We start from the raw sequence: 20,288 nt of genomic DNA, 5'->3' as shown, positions 1-20,288 counted from the left end.
GCGTGGGCACCGACGCCCGAGGAGTTCCCTTGTCCCGCACACGTCAGCTCTCCGCGTTCGCAGTGATCTGCGTGTGCGAGCTCCTCATCGTGCTCGACATGACGATCATCAACGTCGCCCTGCCGCAGATCGGCATCGAGCTCGAGACGTCGATCACCGGTCTGCAGTGGGTGGTCGATGCCTACACGCTGACGTTCTCCGGCTTCCTGCTCGCCTTCGGCAACCTCGGCGACCGGTACGGCCGGAAGCTGATGCTCGCCGGCGGTCTCGCGGGCCTGGGGCTGTCGTCGATCATCGGCGCGGTCGCCGACGACATGGCGTGGGTGCTTGTGTCGAGGGCGCTGATGGGGTTCTTCGCCGCCGCGGTGCTGCCGGCGACGCTCGCGATCATCACCAATATCTTCCCCGAACCGAAGGAGAAGTCGCTCGCCATCGGGATCTGGTCGTCGATCGCCGGTGTCGCGGTCGCGATCGGACCGATCTCCGGCGGCTACCTGCTCACACACTTCTCGTGGCACTCGGTGTTCTGGCTGAACGTACCCGTCGCGGCCGTCGCGTTGTTCCTCGTGTGGCGACTGGTGCCGAACTCGAAGGCGGCGAGCGTCGGTCGGCTCGACTGGCCGGGCGTCGTCCTGTCGATCGCGGGCATCTCGATCGGTGTGTTCGCCATCATCGAGGCCCCGCGCTACGGCTGGCTGTCGGCGACCACGCTCATCGGGTTCGCGCTGTCGGTGGTCCTCGTCGTCGCGTTCATCCGACGCGAGTTGACCACCGATTCACCGGTCCTCGACATGCGACTGTTCCGGATCCGGCCGTTCGCGTTGCCCGCCCTGGCGATCGCGGTCGGCTACTTCAGCCTCTTCGGCTTCCTGTTCCTCATCACCCAGTACTTCCAGGGGGTCCGCGAGTACACGCCGCTGGCCTTCGGCATCGCGACGCTGCCGTTCGCGGCGGCGCTGGCCGTGTCGGCACCGACGGCGACCGTGATCGCCCAGAAGGTCGGCACCATGCCGCCGCTGGTGCTGGGGCTGGTGCTCATCGGCGCCGGCCTCATCGTCGGCGGACAGGTCGAACTCGACAGCTCCTACCTGACCTTGGTGCTGCCGGCGATGATCCTGCTCGCGATCGGCATCGCGATCATCCAGGGGCCGGCGACCGAGTCGATCATGTCGTCGGTGCCGCTCGACGAGGCGGGCGCGGGCTCGGCTGTCAACGACACCACCCGGGAGATCGGCGGCACCCTCGGTGTCGCGGTGATCGGTTCCATCGCCAGCTCGTACTACCTGACCCACGTCCGGACGATCGTCGACGGCATCCCGGCCGGGCTGATGAACGACACCGAGAAGGAGTACGCGCGCTCCAGCGTGCTGAGCGTTCTGCAGATCCGGGAACGCGACATCCCCGCCTTCTTCGATCCCGCACGCAACGCCCTCATCGACCAGATGAAACAGGCCGCACTCACCGGTTCGTCGCACGCCTCGTACCTCGGGGCGGGCGCGGTGTTCGTGTGCGCGGTCGTCGTCGCGATCGGTCTCCCGCGGAGGTACCGCACGTCGGGCATCGTCGGTGATCAGGTCGAGGCGCTCGCGAGAGAAGGCGTGGCGAACGAACCGGAGGCCACTCCCCAGGAACAACGATGACGACCGTCGCCGTCACCGGCGCCACCAGTGACTTCGGTACCGCGATCCTCCCGGTCCTGCTGGCCGACCCCACGATCGACCGCGTGATCGGCCTGGGTCGGTGCGAGCCGCGGGTGCACCACCGCAAGCTCGACAACGTGCGCGCGGACATCCGTTCGCCGGAGCTCGAGCGCGTGTTCACCGGGTGCGACGTCGTCATCCACCTCGCGTTCGTCGTCGAGGAGCAGCGCGACAAGTCCGCTTCCAGCGACGTGAACCTCGGCGGTTCCCGCAACACCGTCGAATGCGCGCATCGGGCGGGCGTGCGGCACATGGTGATCGCGTCGAGTGCGAGTGCCTATGGCGCCACCGATCTCCCGGTGCCGGTGACCGAGGACGAATTCCCGACCTCGGACCCGAGCCGCTACTACTTCTTCGACAAGGCCGAGGTCGAACATTTCGTGGAGTGGTGGCTCCGACGCCACCCGGGGGAGATGACCATCGCGATGCTGCGGCCCACGTTCGTGGTCGGTGCCGACGTCGCCAACGACGGTATCGACATGCTGACCGGCATGGCGATCGCCTTCCCCGACCCGTCGATGTCGCACTACCAGTTCATGACCCAGCACGACATGGCCCGCGCGTTCCACCTGGCCGCCACGTCGGATCTCAACGGCCCGTTCAACATCGCTCCTCGCGATCACACCCCGGTGCCGACCCTGGCCCGTATGCAGGGTCAGGCGGTCACGGCCGCGCCCCTGCGGCTCCTGCGCCTGCTCGCCGACATCGGGTACCGGCTGCGGGTGGTGCCGTTCTCGTCGCACTGGATCTCCTCGGGTGAGGCCGCACTCGACCCGGATCTCTTCTGCCGCAGTACCGGCTGGGAACCGTCGGCGACCTCGAACGACGTCGCGGCCGCGATGATCCTGCTGCGTGGGCGGCCGCTGTTCGGCGGTGCCGAGGTCCTGCCGTCGTCGCGGGTGGCCGAGGTCGCGCTCGAACCGGCGATTCGCCGGCTGCGACGATGGGCCGAGACCGATTCGGCCATCGGCGACTTGATCGGCGACGTCGACGACGCCCTCACGCGGATCCGTCACATCACGTTCGACACCCCCGTCGGTGGCGTGCACGCCGAGGTGCACACCGGCGTCGGCGGACCCACGATCGTGCTCGGTGTGGCCGGGCGCAACCACGCCCGCTACGTGACGCCGCTGGCCGCGCGCCTCGCACGTGACGGACTCACCGTGGTCGTCGTCGACACCCCGGGTCACGGACTGAGCAGCGGTCGCCGCGGCACCCGCCGCGGGCACGCACGCGCAGTCGATTCCGTGGCTGCCGTGCAACCCGACCCGTCGACCGTCGTCGTGGAACTCACCGGCCCGCAGCGTGGGCGCCCGTCCGCACCGGACGGACCCGACGGTCTGCTCGACTTCCGGGCCGGCGCGCGTCTGCCGTGGAAAGGCCGGGGCCGCAGCGGCACCCCGACCGCGCCGGCCACGAACACCCGGGTGGCCGTGGGTGTCGCCGACGACCTGCGCAGCGGGGAGGGGCAGCGACGGATCGCCGAGGCGATCCTCGGTGCGGTCAGACGCGTGGGCGTGCCAGCCAGTCGAGGGTGAACTCCCGCTCGATCCGGAAACCCTCGGCGGTCTGCGCCGCCATCATCTTCTCGACCATGGCCCCGACGACGGGTACCGACGCGGTGACCATGCCGGCGAAGTGCATGTCGCACCGGTCGGGGCCCGCCGCCCGCAACTCGACGCGGGCGTCGATGCGCGCGGGCATCGACACCACCGTCGACACGAAAGTGCCTGCTGCGTGATCGGTCTCGCGGGGCAGCCACGACTCGGTGTACTCCACGTGCACTCGTGACGGCACGAAGCGGGTGAGGGCGGCGGGGATCGAGGTGGCGGGGATCGGTTGACGCACGACCGCCCGAAAGCCCGAAGCGTCTGCGGTGCAGCTGATCAGCGCACCCCCACCACCGGCCATCGTCGCGACGCGGTCACGCCAGTACTGCTCGTCGGTGAGCGTCGTGTACAGCCGATCCAGCGAGCACGGGTAGGGCTCGACGTGTGAGATCTCGGACGGCACCGGCGCTCAGCCCAGTGCCGATGCCGGTACCCGCTCGTCGGCGAAGTCGGTGGCGGCGTCGCTGTTCTCGGGATCGTCCATACCGGCGGCCTCGGCCGAACTGACCGCTCCCGCGGCGTAGTTGGTCGCGTCGGTCTCCTGGAAGTCCATCGGCGGCAGGTGCCGGGTGAGGGCGTCGATCGCGCGATCGAGCTGCGAGTGGGTGTGCTCGGTCTGTACGCACAGACGCAGCATGGCCTTGTTCTGTGGGACCGCGGGGAACATCGCGACCGCGGCGAACACGCCCTCGTCGTACAGCTTTCGCCACGTGTTGGACACCCGCAGCTCGGTGTAGCAGAACGCCGGGACGATGGGGGAGACCACCTCGGTACCGTCGGGGAGCGGGGAGGGGTCCACCGTAGGGATGCCGGCGGCGACGAGACCGTCGCGCAGGTACGTCGCGTTCGCCAGTGTGCGCGTGCCGCGTTCACGTCCCTCGTCGGTCTGCAGCATGCGCACCGAGGCGAGCGCCGCACCGAGGGTCGCGGGGACGGCGGCGGTGGTGAACAGGAACGTCCGGGCGTGTGCGCGCAGTGCGTCGACGATGTCGCGGTTGCCGCAGACGAACCCGCCGGTGGATCCGAGGCCCTTCGACAACGACCCCATGCGCACGTCGATGCGCTTCTCCACACCGTAGAGCTCGGCGGCGCCGGTGCGCCGTTCGCCGAGGACGCCGACGCTGTGCGCCTCGTCGACCATCAGTGCGGCGTCGTGCTTCTCGCAGACGTCGGCGATCGCGTCGAGTGGGGCGAGGTCACCCTCCATCGAGTACAGGCCGTCGACGATGACGAGTTTGGCTCCCACCGAACGGCTCAGGCGCTCGTCGAGTTGTGCGGCGTTGTTGTGACGGAACGCGCGGATCTTCGCGCGGCTCAGGCGCGCCGCGTCGTAGATGGAGGCGTGCGCGGCGGAGTCGACGATGACCGTGTCGCCGACGCCGACGAGGGCGGAGATCGCACCAAGGTTCGCCTGGTAACCGGTCGTGAACAGCAGCGCGTTCTTGGTGCCGTGCCATGCGGCCAGCTCGGCCTCGAGCTCGATGTGCAGATCGATCGTGCCGTTGAGAAGTCGGCTGCCGGTGACCGTGGTGCCGTACTTGCGCAGCGCGGCCATGGCCGATTCGCGCACCTTCGGGTGATCGGCCATGCCGAGGTAGTTGTTCGACCCGAGCATCACGCACTCGCGCCCCTCCACCGGGACGGTGGGCGCGTTGACGGAGTTCATCACGCGGTAGAAGGGCAGCTGGTCACTGTCGCGCATCACGCGGTACGCCCAGACGCGCTTGTCGTGGCGGATGCGGTCGAGAATCAATTGCGAAGACATGAGAACCCCCCGGTACGTGTGCTCCCGACGCTATCGAGGCGCACAGCCGCGAGGGGCTCGGATTGTCCACTTTCCACAACGGTCACAACCATGCTCAACATCTGTGGAGAACTGTCTGAAAACGGTTTCCATACGGTTCGGTATGTGGTACCCATCACACCATCGCGGTCGGTGTCGGCGCGCGGTGACGGTGAATCGGGGGATGGATGAGCGTCGCAGTGGGGGCACGTGTCAACGAGGGGCGGGAGAGCTCGGCGGAGAGCGGGGTGTTGCTCGCACAGGCCCGCGCCGCGCTGGCGCGACGGATGCCCGTTCTCGCGCAGTGGTTCTCCGAGACCACCCTCGCCGAGCGGGAGGCGCCCGGCAACCGTGGTCTCGAGGTGTTCCGCGAGGCCGGCGGGTGCGGGTTGATCGTGCCCGTCGAGATCAGCGGGCAGGGCGCCTCGGCGGTCGAGGCCCTGCAGGTGCAGCGCGCGATCGGGGCGGCGTCGCCGTCGCTGGCGGTCGCCACCGTCATGCACCACCTGTCGATCGCGACCATCGTGCAGATCGCACTGACCGGTCCCGAGGAGGACCTCGCCCTTCTGCAGAGCGTGGTCGAACAGAACGCCCTGATCGCGTCGGCGTTCGCCGAGGGGCGAGTCGGTGGGAGCACGCTGATCCCCACCGTGTCGGCGGTGTACGACGAGGACACCGGCGACTACGTCGTCACGGGCCGCAAGAAGCCGTGCAGCATGGCGTATTCGATGGCCTTCCTCGCGGCGAGCCTCGACGCCAAGGAGACCGAGGGTGGTCGTGGCCGCAAGGCCGTCGGGCTGATCCCCGCGCAGATGCCCGGCGTCAGCATCGAACCGTTCTGGACCTCGCCCATCCTGGGCGGAGCGGAGAGCGAGGAGGTCATCCTCGACGGCGTGCGCGTCCCCGCAGCGCTCATGATGATCGGCACCATGCAGGACCCGGACGGCATCCACGAGATGACCGGCTTCCTCTGGTTCGGGCTGCTCGCATCCGCGGGCTACATCGGCGCCGCGAGCACCCTGCTCGAGCGTCTGCTGCACAGTCCCCGGGTCGACGCCGCGACCTACACGCCGATCGCGGCGGAACTCGAATCCGCCATGGCGGCACTGGAATCGGTGGCCGCGGCACTCGATGCCGGTGAGCGCGGCGCGGACATCTCGGCGCGCCTGCTGTTCATCCGCACCGCGCTGCGCACCTCGCTGTTGCGGGTGGCCTCGGCGGCGACCTCGGCGCTCGGCGGCATCGCCTTCATCACCGACCCCGACATCGCCTATCTCGAGTCGGTCCTGCAGGCGTTCTCGTTCCACCCGCCGTCGACCACCGAGACGCAGCGATCACTGCTCGCCTACCACCGCGGCGAGGAGTTCCGTCTCGCCTGAGTGGTGCATCCGGCGGCGCATCGGTACCGTTCGTCTGACCGAGTGGTGCAGGGCGGGAGGTCGTGACCGGTGTTCGCCGACAAGCGTGCCGAGTCGCCGTCGTCGTCGCGTCGCATCCTGATCGTCGACCAGTTCGTGCCGGATCCCCTTCTCGGCGCCGGTCTTCCGCGTGCGTACCAGATCGTCTCCGCGTTCGTCGACGCCGGGTTCGAGGTCGACCACTACCCGATGTGGTCGAAGCGTGCCGAACGCCGACGCATGAAGGTCCTGTTCGGCAGGCGTGTCCGGTTCCGCCGCGGGCAGGGGCGGTGGGGGTTGTGGAACGTTCTCCGCACCGACGGCGCCGCGTACGATGCCCTGTTCGTGAGCCGACCTCCGACCATGCGGACCCTGCTGGCCGTGGGCTGGAAGCCGCGATGGGGCGCTCGGCGTCCACCCCTGATCTACGACGCCGAGGCGCTGTTCACCGTGCGGGAGAAGCTCCGTCGCGCGTTGTATCCACCGGTGATGTCCGATGCGGAGTACCACGAGGAACTCCGGACCGAATTGCAGCTGATGTCCGAGGCTGACGCGGTCGCCACGGCGGGATCGTCGGACGTCGCCGCCATCCGATCCGGGGTCGACATCCCCACACGGGTCCTGCCCCACGCGACCGTGGTTCGGCCGGATCCTCCCGCGGGGTTCGAGGAACGGCGCGACGTCCTGTTCGTCGGTCGTCTCGCCGGGCCTCCCGACCTGACCCCGAACGTCGACTCGGTCCGGTACTTCGTCCGCGAGATCATGCCGGCGCTCGACCGTCTCATCGGTGACGAGTACGTCCTTCGCGTCGCCGGGATGGTCGACTCCCCGGAGATCGAGGCCCTGCGATCGGATCGGGTTCTCGTCCTCGGTGTGGTGGACGACCTCCGCGAGCTCTACGACCGATCGCGGGTCTTCGTGGCGCCGACCCGGTACTCCGCCGGGATACCCCTCAAGGTGACCGAGGCGATGAACGAGGGAATCCCCTGCGTGGTCACCCGGCAGCTCGCCGACCAACTCGAGGTGGACGAACCGACCGTCGCGATCGGCGACGATGCCGAGGGCTTCGCCCTGGCCTGCGCACGGCTGTACCGCGACGCCGAGCAGTGGCAGGCGGCGAGAGACGGAGCGCTCGCCTTCGTCGCCGACGCATGCTCCCCGGAGGTGTTCCGGCAGCGACTCGTCGAGGTCGTCGACGCCGCGATCGAGCATGCCCGTGAGGGTCGTTCGGGTTGAGCCCGAGCGAGCCGGGGACCGTGAGCGGGTCCACCGTCGACGGTCAGGCGGAGCGGTCGGCCAGCGAGGTGGTGTGCAGGACCGTGTGGTCGTCGAGGCTGAGGACGTCGACCGTCTCGGCTGCGACCCGTCTGCTCCAGTGCCTCCCGTAGATCCGCTTCAGTCCGCGGGACATGCTGAAGCCGCCGAACAGCTGGTAGCGGCGTCGTCCCGCGACGACATCGGCGGTGCGGCGACCGAAGTGGTTGAGAAAGCTGCGCTCGGTCGCGACGATTCGGAATCCCTCCTCGCGCAATCGCAGGGACAGGTCGACGTCCGCGCCCCACGCGAACCGGCCGAAGGTGCGCTCGTCGAGTTCGCCCACGGCGACGAACGCCTCGCGGGTGAGCATCAACGCCGTGCCGTCGCACACCGCCAGTTCGCGGTAGGCGTCGCGCGGCTCGTACTCCGCGGCCGGCCCCTCGTGCTCGGAATGCATCGCGAAGTGCGCGCCGTCGTCGTAGACACCGACCACGGCGCCCGCGTCGTCGGGAAGCCGCTCGTCGAGGATGCCGTCGAAGAAACCGCGCGAGATCCTGACGTCGTTGTTGAGCGTCATCCCGGCGTCGTAACCCTCGGCGAACGCGGTGCGGAAGCCCAGGTTCGAGCCCCCCGCCCACCCGGTGTTCCGACCGGGCGTGTGCACGCGCTCGTCGGCGACCGGCGAGTAGTCGCCCTTGTTGTCGACGATCATGTAGTCGACGCCCTCGCGCTCGAGATCACCGACCAGCGCGTGGGTGTACTCGATCTGCCCGAAGACGGGGACGGTGACCAGAAGAGTCTTCGCCATCTCTCGACTGTCCCGCACATCTGCACGATTGTGAACCGCCGCCGAGCGATCGTCGTGTGTTCGTCCGACGGCCGGGATCGCGGCCGCGGGTCCGTGGCCTGCGACTCCAGAGAGAATCGGCGGTTATGTGATCTACGTCATAGGTGCGGCCGGTGGGCGGTTCGATCGTCCGCACGATTGTGGGCCGCGAGGGGCGTCGTTACCGTCGGGCGACATGGACCGGAACCAGCGTGTGCACCGATTGCCGTCGGTGACCGTCTGCATCCCGCTCTACCACCACGCCGACACCGTCGAACGCGCTCTGCGCAGCGTGCTCTTACAGGACCATGACGACGTCGAGATCCTCGTGGTCGACGACGCGTCCTCGGATCGTGGGGCCGAGATCGCTCGCGGTCTGATCCGTGACGGCGACCGGGTCGTCGTCAACGACGTCCGACTCGGCGCGGCCGGAAACCACAACCGCTGCATCGAGCTCGCACGGAACGAGCTCATCCAGTTCGTCCACGGTGACGACGAACTGCTGCCCGGCGCACTGTCGTCGCTGGCGGCGACGTTCACGCAGGCCGACGTCGCGATGGCGTTCGCACCGCGCCGCGTCGTCTCCGATGACCCCGAGTTCCTCCGGTGGTGCAGCGTTCTCCACCATCGTTTCCGAGCGCTGGGGACCGTCAACCGCGCCGACGACCTGATCACCGAGTACATGCTGCGCGGAGCGCTGAACAACTGGTTCGGAGAACCCACCTCGGTGATGTTCCGGCGGTCGCACGCGGTGCGCGCCGGCGGTTTCCACACCGACATGGTGCAGTCGTTCGACATGGATCTGTGGTTGCACGTCAGCGCCGGCGGTCGGATCACCTTCGTCGACCGGGAACTCTCCGTGCGGCACCACACCGGGACGACGCTCAGTGCCGCCAACCAGTCGGAATGGAAGGAGTGGATCGACCGTCCGCGCCTGATCTGGGCCGTCGTCGCCGACTCCGCGATGCCCTGGCGCGCACGGCTCTACGGGGCGATCTGGACCCTCAACAGCCACCCCTTGTCGATGGTCTACGCGCTGCGCGGACCGCGCGGGCAGAGACTCCGACGCCTACGCCTCGTGCTCGCCCTGCCCTTTCACGAGTTCGCCCGAGCGCGCCGGCTGCGTGCGAACCGTGACTGACGGGGTTCAGCCGAACTCGGCGGCGTTCTCGGGGGCCGAGTCGGTGGGGATACGCAGCGCCGACAGCAGGTCCTTGTAAAGCGGACTGCTGGCCAGGAGTTCCTCGTGGGTGCCCTGGGCGATGAGGCGCCCGTCCTGGAGCACCACGATCATGTCGGCGTCGACCACGGTCGACAGTCGGTGGGCGATGGTGATCACCAGACCGGTGCGGGCGTGGTCGACGATCGCGTCGTGGATCGCGTGCTCGGTCAACGCGTCGACCTGGGCGGTCGCCTCGTCGAGCAGCAGCACCGGGCGGTCGGCGAGCAGCGCGCGGGCCACGGCGATGCGCTGACGCTGACCACCGGAGAGCGAGTTGATCGACACCTCGGCGTCGAGCCCTCCGGGAAGGGTGTCCACCACGCTGCGTAGCGACAGGCGGTCGAGGACCTCGTGCATCGCCTCGTCGGTCGCGTGCGTGTTGATCAGTCGCAGGTTCTCGCGCAACGTGCCCGGGATGAGGGGCGACTCCTGCTCGACGTAGGCGAAGTGGGTGCGTGTGGTCGACGCCGAGACATCCTGGTAGGCATGGGTTCCCAGACGTAGCTCGCCGCTGTCGGGCTCGAGGAACCGCAGCAGCAGCGAGAGCAGGGTCGTCTTGCCCGCGCCGGAGGGGCCGATGAGGGCCACGTGGCCACGGCTCGGCATCCGCAGGTCGATGCCGTTGAGCACCGGATCGCCGTCGGGGTAGCTGGCGAACACGTTGCGCAGCAACATCCCCGACCCGTCGCCGGTGGGGACGCTCCGCTTGGGCTGCCACTCCGCGACGGGGTGGCCCGCGCGATGCCGCGGACCGGTGCCGTTCGACCCGCCCTGCGGAGAACCGCCCTCGACCGGCATGGCGTCGACCTGGCGGATGCGTCGCGCCGCGGCGAGTCCCGCCTGCAGCTGGGTGAGGCTGGTGCTGAGCTGACCGATCGGATCGCCGATCTGGAAGGCGTAGAGGAGGAACGCCACGAGCGTCGAGACGGTCATCGCACCCGAGGACACCCGTACCGCGCCGAAGGCGAGGATGGCGAGGATCGAGACCTGCACGCCGGTGAACGACGTGGTGATGGCGAGCGCCTGACGCCGCACCGCGAACATGTTCAGATCACGTGAGCGCGCGGCGATCTCGTCGAGCCGGGTCCGCACCCGCTCCTCGGCGATCGCGGCCTTGATGGATTTGATGGCACGGAGGTTGCCGTCGAGTTCACCGCCGAGTTCGCCGACGGCGGCCTGGGCGCGCTCCTGTGACTTGGCGATCGAGGGCAGGATGCGGCCGAAGAGGAACGTCAGGACCAACACCGCGATGAGGGTGACGCCGACGAGGGTGATGTCGAGGATCGCCATCATGACCAGCGCGCCCACCAGCATCACCACGCCGTTGACGCCACCGACGACACTCGAGGACGCGGCTTCGCGCAGCAGCACCGAATCCGATGTCACGCGGGTGACGAGTTCCCCGACGGGGCTTCGCTGCAGCGGGGTGAGCCGCGCGTAGAGGAAGCGGAGATTCATGCGACGTCGAGCGTCGTAGACCACCCCCTCGGACAGGTTGCCGAGGGTGACCAACTGCCACCACTGAGCGGCCGCGCTGATGATCACCAGACCGATGAGAATCGCCAGGGGTGGGATGAGACCGGACTTGCCGCTGACCGAGTCGAGGATGTGTTTCGTCGCCAGAGGTGTGCCGAGGCGCGCGGCCGACCCGATCAGTCCCGCCACGATGGCCAGCGCGAACAGCGGCAGGCGTGGACGGATGAGTTCCCAGAGGAGACGTGTGCGAGGTGGCTCGACCTCGTGCGTCGGTTCTTCGCCCATGCGCAACAGTGAACCAGAGTTCCCGACCGTCGCCCGAGTTGCGGCCGTGACAACGGCCACGTTCCTCAGCCCGACGTACCGCCCGAATCGGTACCGCCGGAGGACTGTCCGCCGCCACCACCGCTGCCGCCGGGGTCGGAGCCGCCACCACCGCTCGACGGCGCCGGATCGGTGTTCGGCGGTGCGGTGACGGGCGGTGCGGTGACGGGCGGGGGCGTGACCGTCGACGGTGCGGGTGTGGGTGCCGCGGGTCCGGTTGACGGTCGCGACGGGGTGCCACCGTCGCGGGTCGGCGACGGGGTGGCGGCGCCGGCGGCATCGGTCTGCGGTGCGACGACGGGACCGGGCGCGACGGGTCCGACACCAACACCGACGTCGGCGCCGTCGTCCCCGGGGACGACGGCATCGTCGGCAGCCGGGGCGGCGACCGGCTCGATCGGTGCGGCGGCCGGCGTGGGCGCGCCGATCGCGGCGGGGGCGGGAGCGCCTGCGGGCGCAGACGTGGCGTCGGAGGACGGGGAGGAGTGTGCGGACTCGTGTCCGGCGCTGGGGACGAGACGCATCTGCGCCTCCGAACCTCCGTGGGTGGCCCACAGGGTGACGGTCACCGCACACACGACGACGACGACACCGGCCACGGCGCTGAACCAGCGCCATCCGGCCGACGCCGCGTGATGAGCCGATGGCGTTGCGGACACCTGCGCCCGCAACGCGGCCTTGGTGGCCTCGTAGTCGATCTCCTCGCGCACGGAACCGTCCTTCGTCCAGCCCCCCGGCGAGAGGAGAATAGCAGTGCGGCGTGATTGTTGGCGCAGGTCACGACCCTCGCGCTACCGCCGCGTGCGCGAGGCGCCCTCCGCGGCGTGGAGGGCGGCGAGACGGGCGTTGTAGGCCGCCAGCGCGGCGTCGTCCCCGTCGATGTCGTAGGAGTTCCCGGTGGCGTCACCCTGTGAGCCGGTGGCGAGCGTCGCCTCCTGTCGGGCGCGGTCCAACCACGAGACCCGGCGCGCCTCGCCCGGCTTCCGATGCGTCTCGGCCCGGATCCACTGACCGGCGACCAGCACCAGCAGCAGCATCATCAGACCGTCGCCGCCGAACCACATGATGGCTCCGGCGATGTTCTGATCGGCCAACGCGTCGGGGCCCCACCCGAGCCGCGACTCGCCGTAGGCCGGCGCCAACGGGCGGTCGGTGAGCATGAGCACGATGCCGACGAGGGTGTCGGGGCCCATCGCGATCAACAGCGTCACGAAGCGGACCGGATGAGACAGATCGTGGCCGCTGAACTCGCCCCCGATGGTCGGCAGCAACAGCAGGTACCCGCTCACGATGTACACCACCGTCTCCGAGGTGTGGATCCAGCCGTGCTCGCTCATGGCCTGTTGGAAACCGGTGAGGTGGGTGCCGACGAGCACCGCCGCGTATACCGGCACCGAGAACGCGGGTGAGGTGACGAAGCGGGTGACCCGGTGGGTCATCACCGCACGGACCCGTCCGGCGCCGACGGGCCCCGACGACTCCATCGCCAGGCGCACCGGCTGCGCGAGCACCAGCAACAGCGGGATCACCATGATCAGCAACAGGTGGGTGATCATGTGCATCCAGAACAGATGGTGCGCGAAGGTCGCGGCGCTCGAATTCAGCGTCACCACCAGCAGCGCCATCGCGCCCGACCACGCCGCGGTCCGCGACCACGGCCACGCGCCACCGGCGCGACCACACCGCGCGACACCGACGAGGTAGGCCGCGGTGGCGACGATCATGACCGCCCACCAGACCGGTGTCGCGGTCCAGTCGGTGAGGATGTCGGGCGGGCCCATCGGTGTCATGTCCACCCGACCCACTATCCCCTCGGCCGCGCCCGGCGTCGAGGATCATCGTCGCAGCTCACACCACGTGCGCGCCTTGTCCGATAGGTCCGATTCGACCCCTCCGGGGTCAGTACCCGATCGCCCGCATGGGTGCGGGATCCCACAGACCCGACCGGGTCTGTTCGCCGATCGTCAGTCTCGCCGTCTGCGCGGGCAGGATCTCGCTGAAGCGTTGCAGCGAGCCCCAGTCGTTGCCCCAGTTGTTGCGCAGATAGGTCGCCAGCAGTTGTGGCCGCAGCATCGCCTCGGTCAGGCCCAGCGGTCCACCCGCCTTGCCCGACATCCACGTCTGGCTGTTCTGACGGGTCGCACCCGCGTCGGGCAGGATGCGCCACTTCGGCACCTCCTCGACGCCGTTGCGCACCGACATCGGTCGCTGGCACGGGAACACGAAGGCGGGCACCCAGTCGATGAGCACCGGATCGGTGCGGCCGACGACCTGCTCGAGCGTGCGCAGGGTGCTGATCCGCGGCGGCGTGACCGCGACCCATTGATCGGAGCTGCCGCTGGTGTCGGCGACGAGCAGTCGCGCCACGTTCGCCCCCGCGGGCGCGTCGGACAGCGGGAACCGCAGATTGCGCCACGTCGGAGCCTCGCCGACGTCGATGGGGGATCGCTGTCCGACGGGCACCACGGCACCGTCGGCGCCGACGCGGCCGTACTGGACCCGCACCTGTTGGCCCTGGCTGACGATCCCGAGTCCGTTCTTCGCCTCGACCGCACCCGCGACCGACACCGTGAGCAGCGGGGCGTCGGCCGAACGCGCGGGCATCCGGTACCAATCGCTGGTCAGCGACCCGCCCGGACCGCCGTAGCTGCCGAGCACCGGAGTGCGGTCGGGGGAGAGTCCGAACGGCAGCTTCACCGTCGACCCGTTGACACCGCGCGCACCCTGGCCGCCACCGGTACCGCCCTCGGTCGAGGCGTCCCCGGTCGCGGCGTCGTCGGAGCCCGCCGAACCCTGCGTGGTGTTCGTCGAGCTGCTGGTGGTGGCGTCGTCGTCGCTGTTCTGGGTGGTGTCCACCGAGAGGTCGTTCGGCACCCCGTTGGGGGTGAAGCCCTGCGACGGCTGCGGTCCGGCGAGTGCGTCACCGGGTGAGGTGGTCGGCGACTGGCCCGCGACCGCCGCCGGCGCCAGCAGGCCACCGTTCGGATCGGTCTCGACGAGGACGTCGTTGGCCATGCCGCAGATGTTCCCGGTGAGGGCACGCGCGTTGCTCGACGCCCACGAGAAGCTGTTGCGCTGTACGACAGCACCTTTCACGAGCGAGAGCACCTCGAACACCACCACGAGGGCGATGAGCGTGGGAACGATCGCGCCGTGCGGGGTGCGCCATCGGCTGCTCGATCCGCGGCCCTGTGCGACGACGTCGTCGACGTGATCGTCGCGTAGGTGCTGCCACAACCCGATCAGGGCGGTGATCACCGACAGCGCGAGGAGGAGCCAGTAGATGCGGATGCCGCCGATGGCCGGCGGTCGATCACGCCACGGCACGCCGTAGGTGCCGACGAACCACCACCCGTTGATGCCCGCGAACGCGATGCCCATCACGAAGAACAGGGCCGCCACGAGGAAGGTGCGGTTGCGACGTCGGCGCAGGATCGCCGGCGCCGCCATCGCCCCGGCCGCCGCCGCCAGGCCGCCCGCGATCCCGGCGTAGACACCGAGATGGTGCGTCCACTTGGTGGGGGTGAAGGAGATGATGAAGACGGTGCCCAGGATGACCGCGACGAGGCGCCACACCGGCCCGCGTGCGATGCCGCGCGGCGACCGGCGCCGCAGCAGCACCAGGATCACGAACATCAGCAGCAGGAACATGGTGAGGATGCCGAAGCGGCGCGCCAGCGAGGCGTCGACCTGGTTGGGCAGCAACAGGTAGTAGTAGCGCACCGGCTCCTGCCACCACTCGAGCGTCGGTCCGACCTCGCTCGCGACCTTCGAGCTGGTGATGACCCCCGACAGGGTGTTGTCGGCGAAGATCTCGAACAGGACCGCGGTGCCTGCGGCGAGGATCGGCGCCAGGATCGGCAGCAGCCCGTCGCGGTGCCGGCGCTTCGCGAGACGTTTCACCAGTGGGCGGATGCCGGCGACCAGAGCGGCGACGGCCATCAGACCGCCGGGCGCGATCGCGAGGGTGAACGCCGCGAAGATCGTGGCCGTGGCCAACGGCAGGAAGCGTCCGGTGGCGATCGAACGGTCGACCGCGCACCACGTGAGCAGGGCGCCGACGGCGAGGGCGGGTTCGGGGCGCAGACCGTTGTTGAACGGCAGCCAGATCGCGAGGAACACCGCGGCGCACGTCCACAGCGCGGGGGTGGAGTGGCGGACCGTGCGCCCGAGACGGGGGATCACCTCGCGGCTTAGCAACCACCATCCGAGCAGCCCCAGCAGGAAGGCGGGCAGACGCATCCACGGTGCGGCGAGGCTGACGTGGGTCATCGCGCGGATCACCTGGTAGTGCCAGCCGAACGGGTCCTGCGGCACACCGAAATAGCGGTAGTAGTTGATCGGGTAACCGGCGGCGTCGGCGACGCGACCGACGGTGAAGTTGTAGCCGTCGTCGGAGGTGTTGCCGCCGAGGAACCACCACAGCCCGAGGACCACGATGACGACGCCGTCGATCGGTCGCAGGGTCCACCACTTCGCGGGCAGGAAGCGCTTGTGGCGTCGCCCGTCACCGGTGTCGAGGATGCCCAGCGAGATCAGCGACAGCAGCGTCATCGCGATGCCGAGCACCATCGCGGTCAGCTTCAGGGCCGTCGGGGTGGTGACGAATCGGGTGTCGATCGTGGCGCGCAACGACAGCCCGGTGGCGGGGGTCGAGCTCGGGAGATCGGTGTAGACACCGACGATCTGCGGTCGCAGGTTCGGGTCGGCGACATCGAACGAGAGCTGGCCGGACGCGCCCGAGGGCAGGCCGCGGATCTCCGCGCGGGTCCGGGTGCCGTCGAACCGCATCACGATCGAGCAGTCCGCGTCGCTCTGGGCCTGTGCGCGTGGGGTGTTGACCAGCACCACGTTCCGGTCGGTGACCTGGATCTGCTCCGACGTCACCGAGACGAACAGGCCGCGCGCGAACGCGTCCGACCCGGCGGTGGGGATCGTCGAGAGCAGGTTGCCGCCGTAGGAGGGCAGTCGCGCGGCGGCCGCACACGGCACGGTCACGTCGGCGTCGATGGGGACGAACGACACCAGCGGGGCGGCGATGTCGCCCACCCCGTTCTGGCCGACACCCTTCTGGGGCCACGACATCGACGCCGTCGTCTGGTTGACCGGCAGCAACGGCGTCGCCAGTGCGAGCAGCGCACCGAGCAGGCCGGTGACGATCGCGACGATCCGCACGATGCGCATGCGCCGCGCCGAGGTCGGCGGTCGTGTGGATGTCTTCGTCACAGTGGTGCCCTCAGAGGTCGTGCCCGTGCGGTCGGGGGTCTCGCTCACGCCGTCGTTGCTCACGCCGTCTCGGCTCACGTCGTCGTCGCTCACGAGTCGTCCGATGTCACGACGCGGATGGATCCGTCACGCGACCATCCCCAGCGGCTGCGGTCGCCGAGGGTGACGGTCGCGGTGGGCGCGTCCGGCGCCAGGGGGGCCAGGCGCTCGAGCGATCCCCAGTCGCGGAACCAGTCGTCGCGCAGGTAGGTCGGCACCGTGGTCGGTGTCGTGGTGCCCTCCGAGATCCCCAGCAGGCCACCGTCGTCGGAGTCCATCCAGGTCTTCGACTGCGACAGTGCGGTGATGCGATCGGGCAGGATCCGCCACCGCGGGACGTCGGTGACGCCGTGGCGCGAGACGATCGGTTGCTGGCAGGGGAACTGGCCGGCGACGGTGAAGTCGATCAGTGTGGGCGCCGAGGACCCGACGACCTCCTGCAGGGTCTGCAGCTGCGCCGCCCGCGGCGGGGTGATGGCGAGCCACTGATCGGCGGTGAGGTTGTCGTCGTCGGCGACGATCCGCATGACCTGCGCGCGCGGCGGGATGGCCTCGGTCGGGATGCGTAGGTTGCGCCACGGGCGGTTCGGCGGTTCGGGTCCGGGGTCGATCGGCATGAACGGCGCGCCGATCTGGGTGAACTCGCCTGTCGGGGAGCTGATCCCGAACTGCACACGCAGTGAGCGACCGAACTCGGCGACACCGTCGACGTCGACCGAGGCGATCGCGCCGGCCGCGCTGATGACGATGAGCGGCGTGCTGCCGCGCTGCGGCAGGCGGTACCAGGAGCTGGTCAACGACGCCCGACCCGAGTCGTACCCGTAGCTGCCGAGCACCGGGGTGCGCGACGGGTCGAGACCGAACGGCAGCGCCGCGGTCGACCCGTTGACGGTGCGGGGTCCGTTGCCGCCCAGTGTTCCCGGCAGTCCGCCGGTGACGGTGAAGGCGTTCTGGATGGTGCCGGCGACGTTCATCTGGCCGGGGCGTGACTGCGTCGGCTCCGGCGACAGGTCGGGCGCGACCCCGTTGGGGGTGAAGCCGACCGAACCGGTGCCGGCCAGCGCCGCCGATGCCGAACCTCCGTCGGCGGGCACGAGCGTGCCGGCGTTGGCGTCGCGTTCGACGAGGACGTCGTCGGCCATGGCGCAGGTGTTCCCGCCCAGCGCTCGCAGGTTCGCACCGACCACCGTGTACTCCGAGCCGCGGGCGACGGCGGCCTTGGCGAACACCGCGAGCTCGGCCACCACCATGAGGATGGCGATCGCGGCGATGGGGGACGACGCCAGGACCAGGCGACGACGGTCGGCCTTGGACGGCGCGTCCGACGGTGCCTCGATGTGGGCCGACGGGTCGGCGGATGCGGATTCGTGGACGACACCGCGGTTGGCGACGAAATCGAGTCGAAGGTGCAGCCACACCGCGCCCGCCGAGGCGAGTACGGCGAGCACCAGCAGGATGGTCGAGACCTGGATCCCGGCCAGCACCGGCGCGCGGTCGAACCACGAGATGCCGAAGTCGTACGCCCACGGCCACGCGTTCTTGCCGGCCATCGACGCCGCGAGCGCGAACAGCAGCCCGGCGACGAGGACCGCGAGATTGCGGGCCGAGCGGGCCGCGGACTGCGCGATGGCGACGGTCGCGACGGCGGCCAGCGCCGCGGCGATCCCGGCGAAGATGCCGAACTGGATGGTCCATTTGGTGGGCGCGAACACCCACAGCACGAGGGTGACACCGACGGCGCCGATCCCGCGCCACACCGGACCCGGATCGATCCCGCGGATCCGCTTGCGGCGCAACATGACCGCGAGGACCACGAACACCGAGGCGAGCAACAGCAGCACCGGGACCCGTCGGGTGAGTGCGCCGTCGTCGGTGCTGACGGTGAGGAAGAAGTAACGGAAGTACTCCTCGTGCCAGCTCAGCGAGGGGCCGACGGTGAAACGGATGCGCACCGCGTCGTAGACCGTGGCGAGGGTCTGGTCGCGGAACACCACGATGAGGGTGAACAGCCCGGCCGCCGCGACCGGCAGCACCAGGGCCGCGAGACCGTCGTCGCGGCGACGTCGCAGCACCACCTCGACCATCGCACGCGCTCCGGCGACGAGGACCGCGACGGCGATCACGCCGTGCGGCGCCAGGGCGAGGGTGAGGCCGGCGGCTCCGGTGGCGAGCGCGGCGGGCAGCAGTCGGCGGGTGCCGATGGCCTGCTCGACACCCCACCAGGTGAGCAGCGAGCCGGCGACGATGATCGGTTCGCTGCGCAGGCCGCTGTCGAACGGCAGCCAGAAGGCGACGAACACCGCCGCGGCGGCCCACAGTGCCCACCCGCTGCGGCGGACCGCGGCGCCCAGACGGGGCAGCAGCACGCGGCTCAGCACGAACCAGGAGACGAGGGCGGCGACGAGCGCGGGAATGTGCATCCAGATGCCGGCTGTCGACACCGACGACCAGTGACCCAGGAAGCTGTAGTACCAGTCGAACGGCGCCTCGGGGATGCCGAACCAGCGGTAGTAGTTGGAGAGGTACCCGGCGCCGTCGGCGACGCGACCCATCGTCAGCACGTATCCGTCGTCGGGGGTGCCTGCACCCAGGAACAGCCACACGACCAGCACCGCGGTGACGGCGGTGTCGGTGATGCGCGGGGCCAACACGCGCCGCCACGAGCGCACGCCGATCCGGCGGTGGTGCCCGCCCAGCCAGTCGAGGCGCGCCAGCGCGACCAGCGCCAGCGCGATCGCCAGGATCCCGATGATCATGACCGCGAGCTTGATGGCCGAGGGCGAGCTGGCGTAGCGGTTGTCGATGCCGACGTCGACGCGCAGGCCCTGGGCGGCCGCGGCCTGCACCCGGGGCGTGGTCAGCGTGCTGAAGATCCCGTCGACCTGCGGACGCTTGTCGGGGGTGAGGGTGGTGGCCGGACCGAGGCCGACGAACTGTGCGCCCGGTCCGGTCGGCGAGGAGAACACGCGGATCGAGCGGCACTGCGGCGACCGGACCTGCTCACGGGTGGCCGATGCGGCCGGTGTGCCGCGGAAGGAGACGGTGACCGTCGAGGAGTTCGCCGACACCACGAGGGACTTCTGCGAGGCGCGGTCGGCGGTGGTCGGCATGGTGGCCAGCACCGTGCCCCCACCGGTGCCGAGCGAGTCGACCAGCGAGCACGGGATGGAGGCGGTCAGCGACTGCGGCGTCTGGGCCGTCAACGGCGCGACCACCGACGGCGTGTCGGCCGCCAGCGACTGCCCGGCGGGCCAAGAGAACGCGGCGGTGGTCTGGTTCACCGGCAGCAACGGGGTGAGGATGCACGCGAGAATCCCCACCACACCGGCACTCACGGCCACCAGGCGAGCGGTTGTCGCACTGGACAGTCGGGCAGTCATCGGCACGAGCAACGATGGTATGCGACTTGTCTGCGGCCGCCGCATCGC

General features: G+C 69.8%; 13 protein-coding genes. 5 read left to right on the top strand and 8 right to left on the bottom strand.

All coding sequences use genetic code 11. From position 1 onward, the window contains the following. Nucleotides 1–29 precede the first annotated feature (29 nt). Both OG579_RS11345 and OG579_RS11340 read left to right on the top strand, forming a co-directional pair. Nucleotides 30–1,640 carry an MFS transporter gene (locus tag OG579_RS11345; protein ID WP_328856016.1) on the top strand — a complete coding sequence of 537 codons (1,611 nt, stop codon included), beginning with the start codon at nucleotides 30–32 and terminating at the stop codon, nucleotides 1,638–1,640. Beyond that, a complete protein-coding gene (locus OG579_RS11340; protein ID WP_328856015.1) occupies nucleotides 1,637–3,238 on the top strand; it encodes an NAD-dependent epimerase/dehydratase family protein in 1,602 nt (533 codons plus the stop codon). Before OG579_RS11345 ends, OG579_RS11340 begins: the two co-directional genes overlap by 4 nt. Here the strand turns inward: OG579_RS11340 and OG579_RS11335 are convergent. Together OG579_RS11335 and OG579_RS11330 are read right to left on the bottom strand one after the other, a co-directional pair. Next, nucleotides 3,204–3,713: a DUF2505 domain-containing protein gene (locus OG579_RS11335; protein WP_328856014.1), complete on the bottom strand. Its 510-nt coding sequence runs from the start codon at nucleotides 3,711–3,713 to the stop codon at nucleotides 3,204–3,206. The genes OG579_RS11340 and OG579_RS11335 overlap by 35 nt on opposite strands. A 6-nt stretch (nucleotides 3,714–3,719) precedes the next feature. Continuing rightward, nucleotides 3,720–5,075, bottom strand: a complete 1,356-nt coding sequence (locus OG579_RS11330) for an aminotransferase class I/II-fold pyridoxal phosphate-dependent enzyme (protein WP_328856013.1) — start codon at nucleotides 5,073–5,075, stop codon at nucleotides 3,720–3,722. A 206-nt stretch (nucleotides 5,076–5,281) separates the two neighbouring features. Here OG579_RS11330 and OG579_RS11325 point away from each other — a divergent pair, with 206 nt between their 5' ends. After that, nucleotides 5,282–6,472, top strand: coding sequence for an acyl-CoA dehydrogenase family protein (locus OG579_RS11325; RefSeq protein ID WP_328856012.1), 1,191 nt, complete (start codon nucleotides 5,282–5,284; stop codon nucleotides 6,470–6,472). A 69-nt stretch (nucleotides 6,473–6,541) separates the two neighbouring features. After that, nucleotides 6,542–7,726, top strand: coding sequence for a glycosyltransferase (locus OG579_RS11320; protein WP_328856011.1), 1,185 nt, complete (start codon nucleotides 6,542–6,544; stop codon nucleotides 7,724–7,726). Nucleotides 7,727–7,769: 43 nt separating this feature from the next. Here OG579_RS11320 and OG579_RS11315 read toward each other — a convergent pair whose 3' ends face one another. Next, nucleotides 7,770–8,555, bottom strand: coding sequence for a glycosyltransferase family protein (locus tag OG579_RS11315; protein WP_328856010.1), 786 nt, complete (start codon nucleotides 8,553–8,555; stop codon nucleotides 7,770–7,772). A 214-nt stretch (nucleotides 8,556–8,769) separates the two neighbouring features. On the opposite strand from OG579_RS11315, the gene OG579_RS11310 reads away from it, so the two are divergent. Next, on the top strand, nucleotides 8,770–9,714 hold the full coding sequence (locus OG579_RS11310; RefSeq protein ID WP_328856009.1) for a glycosyltransferase family 2 protein: 945 nt from the start codon (nucleotides 8,770–8,772) through the stop codon (nucleotides 9,712–9,714). A gap of 6 nt (nucleotides 9,715–9,720) precedes the next feature. Here OG579_RS11310 and OG579_RS11305 read toward each other — a convergent pair whose 3' ends face one another. The 5 genes from OG579_RS11305 to OG579_RS11285 form a co-directional block, all read right to left on the bottom strand. Beyond that, nucleotides 9,721–11,556 (bottom strand): ABC transporter ATP-binding protein, encoded by a 1,836-nt coding sequence (locus OG579_RS11305; RefSeq protein WP_328856008.1) that lies wholly within the window; start codon nucleotides 11,554–11,556, stop codon nucleotides 9,721–9,723. Between the two features lie 65 nt (nucleotides 11,557–11,621). Beyond that, nucleotides 11,622–12,305 carry a hypothetical protein gene (locus OG579_RS11300; RefSeq protein ID WP_328856007.1) on the bottom strand — a complete coding sequence of 228 codons (684 nt, stop codon included), beginning with the start codon at nucleotides 12,303–12,305 and terminating at the stop codon, nucleotides 11,622–11,624. 81 nt (nucleotides 12,306–12,386) lie between these two features. Next, entirely contained in the window at nucleotides 12,387–13,385 is a 999-nt protein-coding gene (locus tag OG579_RS11295) for a cytochrome c oxidase assembly protein (protein ID WP_328859224.1), read from the bottom strand. Between the two features lie 109 nt (nucleotides 13,386–13,494). Next, the gene (locus tag OG579_RS11290; protein ID WP_328859223.1) at nucleotides 13,495–16,779 is read right to left on the bottom strand and encodes an arabinosyltransferase domain-containing protein; all 3,285 of its coding nucleotides are present in this window, start codon (nucleotides 16,777–16,779) and stop codon (nucleotides 13,495–13,497) included. Between the two features lie 131 nt (nucleotides 16,780–16,910). Continuing rightward, nucleotides 16,911–20,240, bottom strand: a complete 3,330-nt coding sequence (locus OG579_RS11285) for an arabinosyltransferase domain-containing protein (RefSeq protein WP_328856006.1) — start codon at nucleotides 20,238–20,240, stop codon at nucleotides 16,911–16,913. Nucleotides 20,241–20,288 lie beyond the last annotated feature (48 nt).

It is taken from the genome of Williamsia herbipolensis, assembly GCF_036153515.1.
Lineage (GTDB): Bacteria > Actinomycetota > Actinomycetes > Mycobacteriales > Mycobacteriaceae > Williamsia_A > Williamsia_A herbipolensis.
This window is presented reverse-complemented; position numbering and strand designations above follow the sequence as displayed.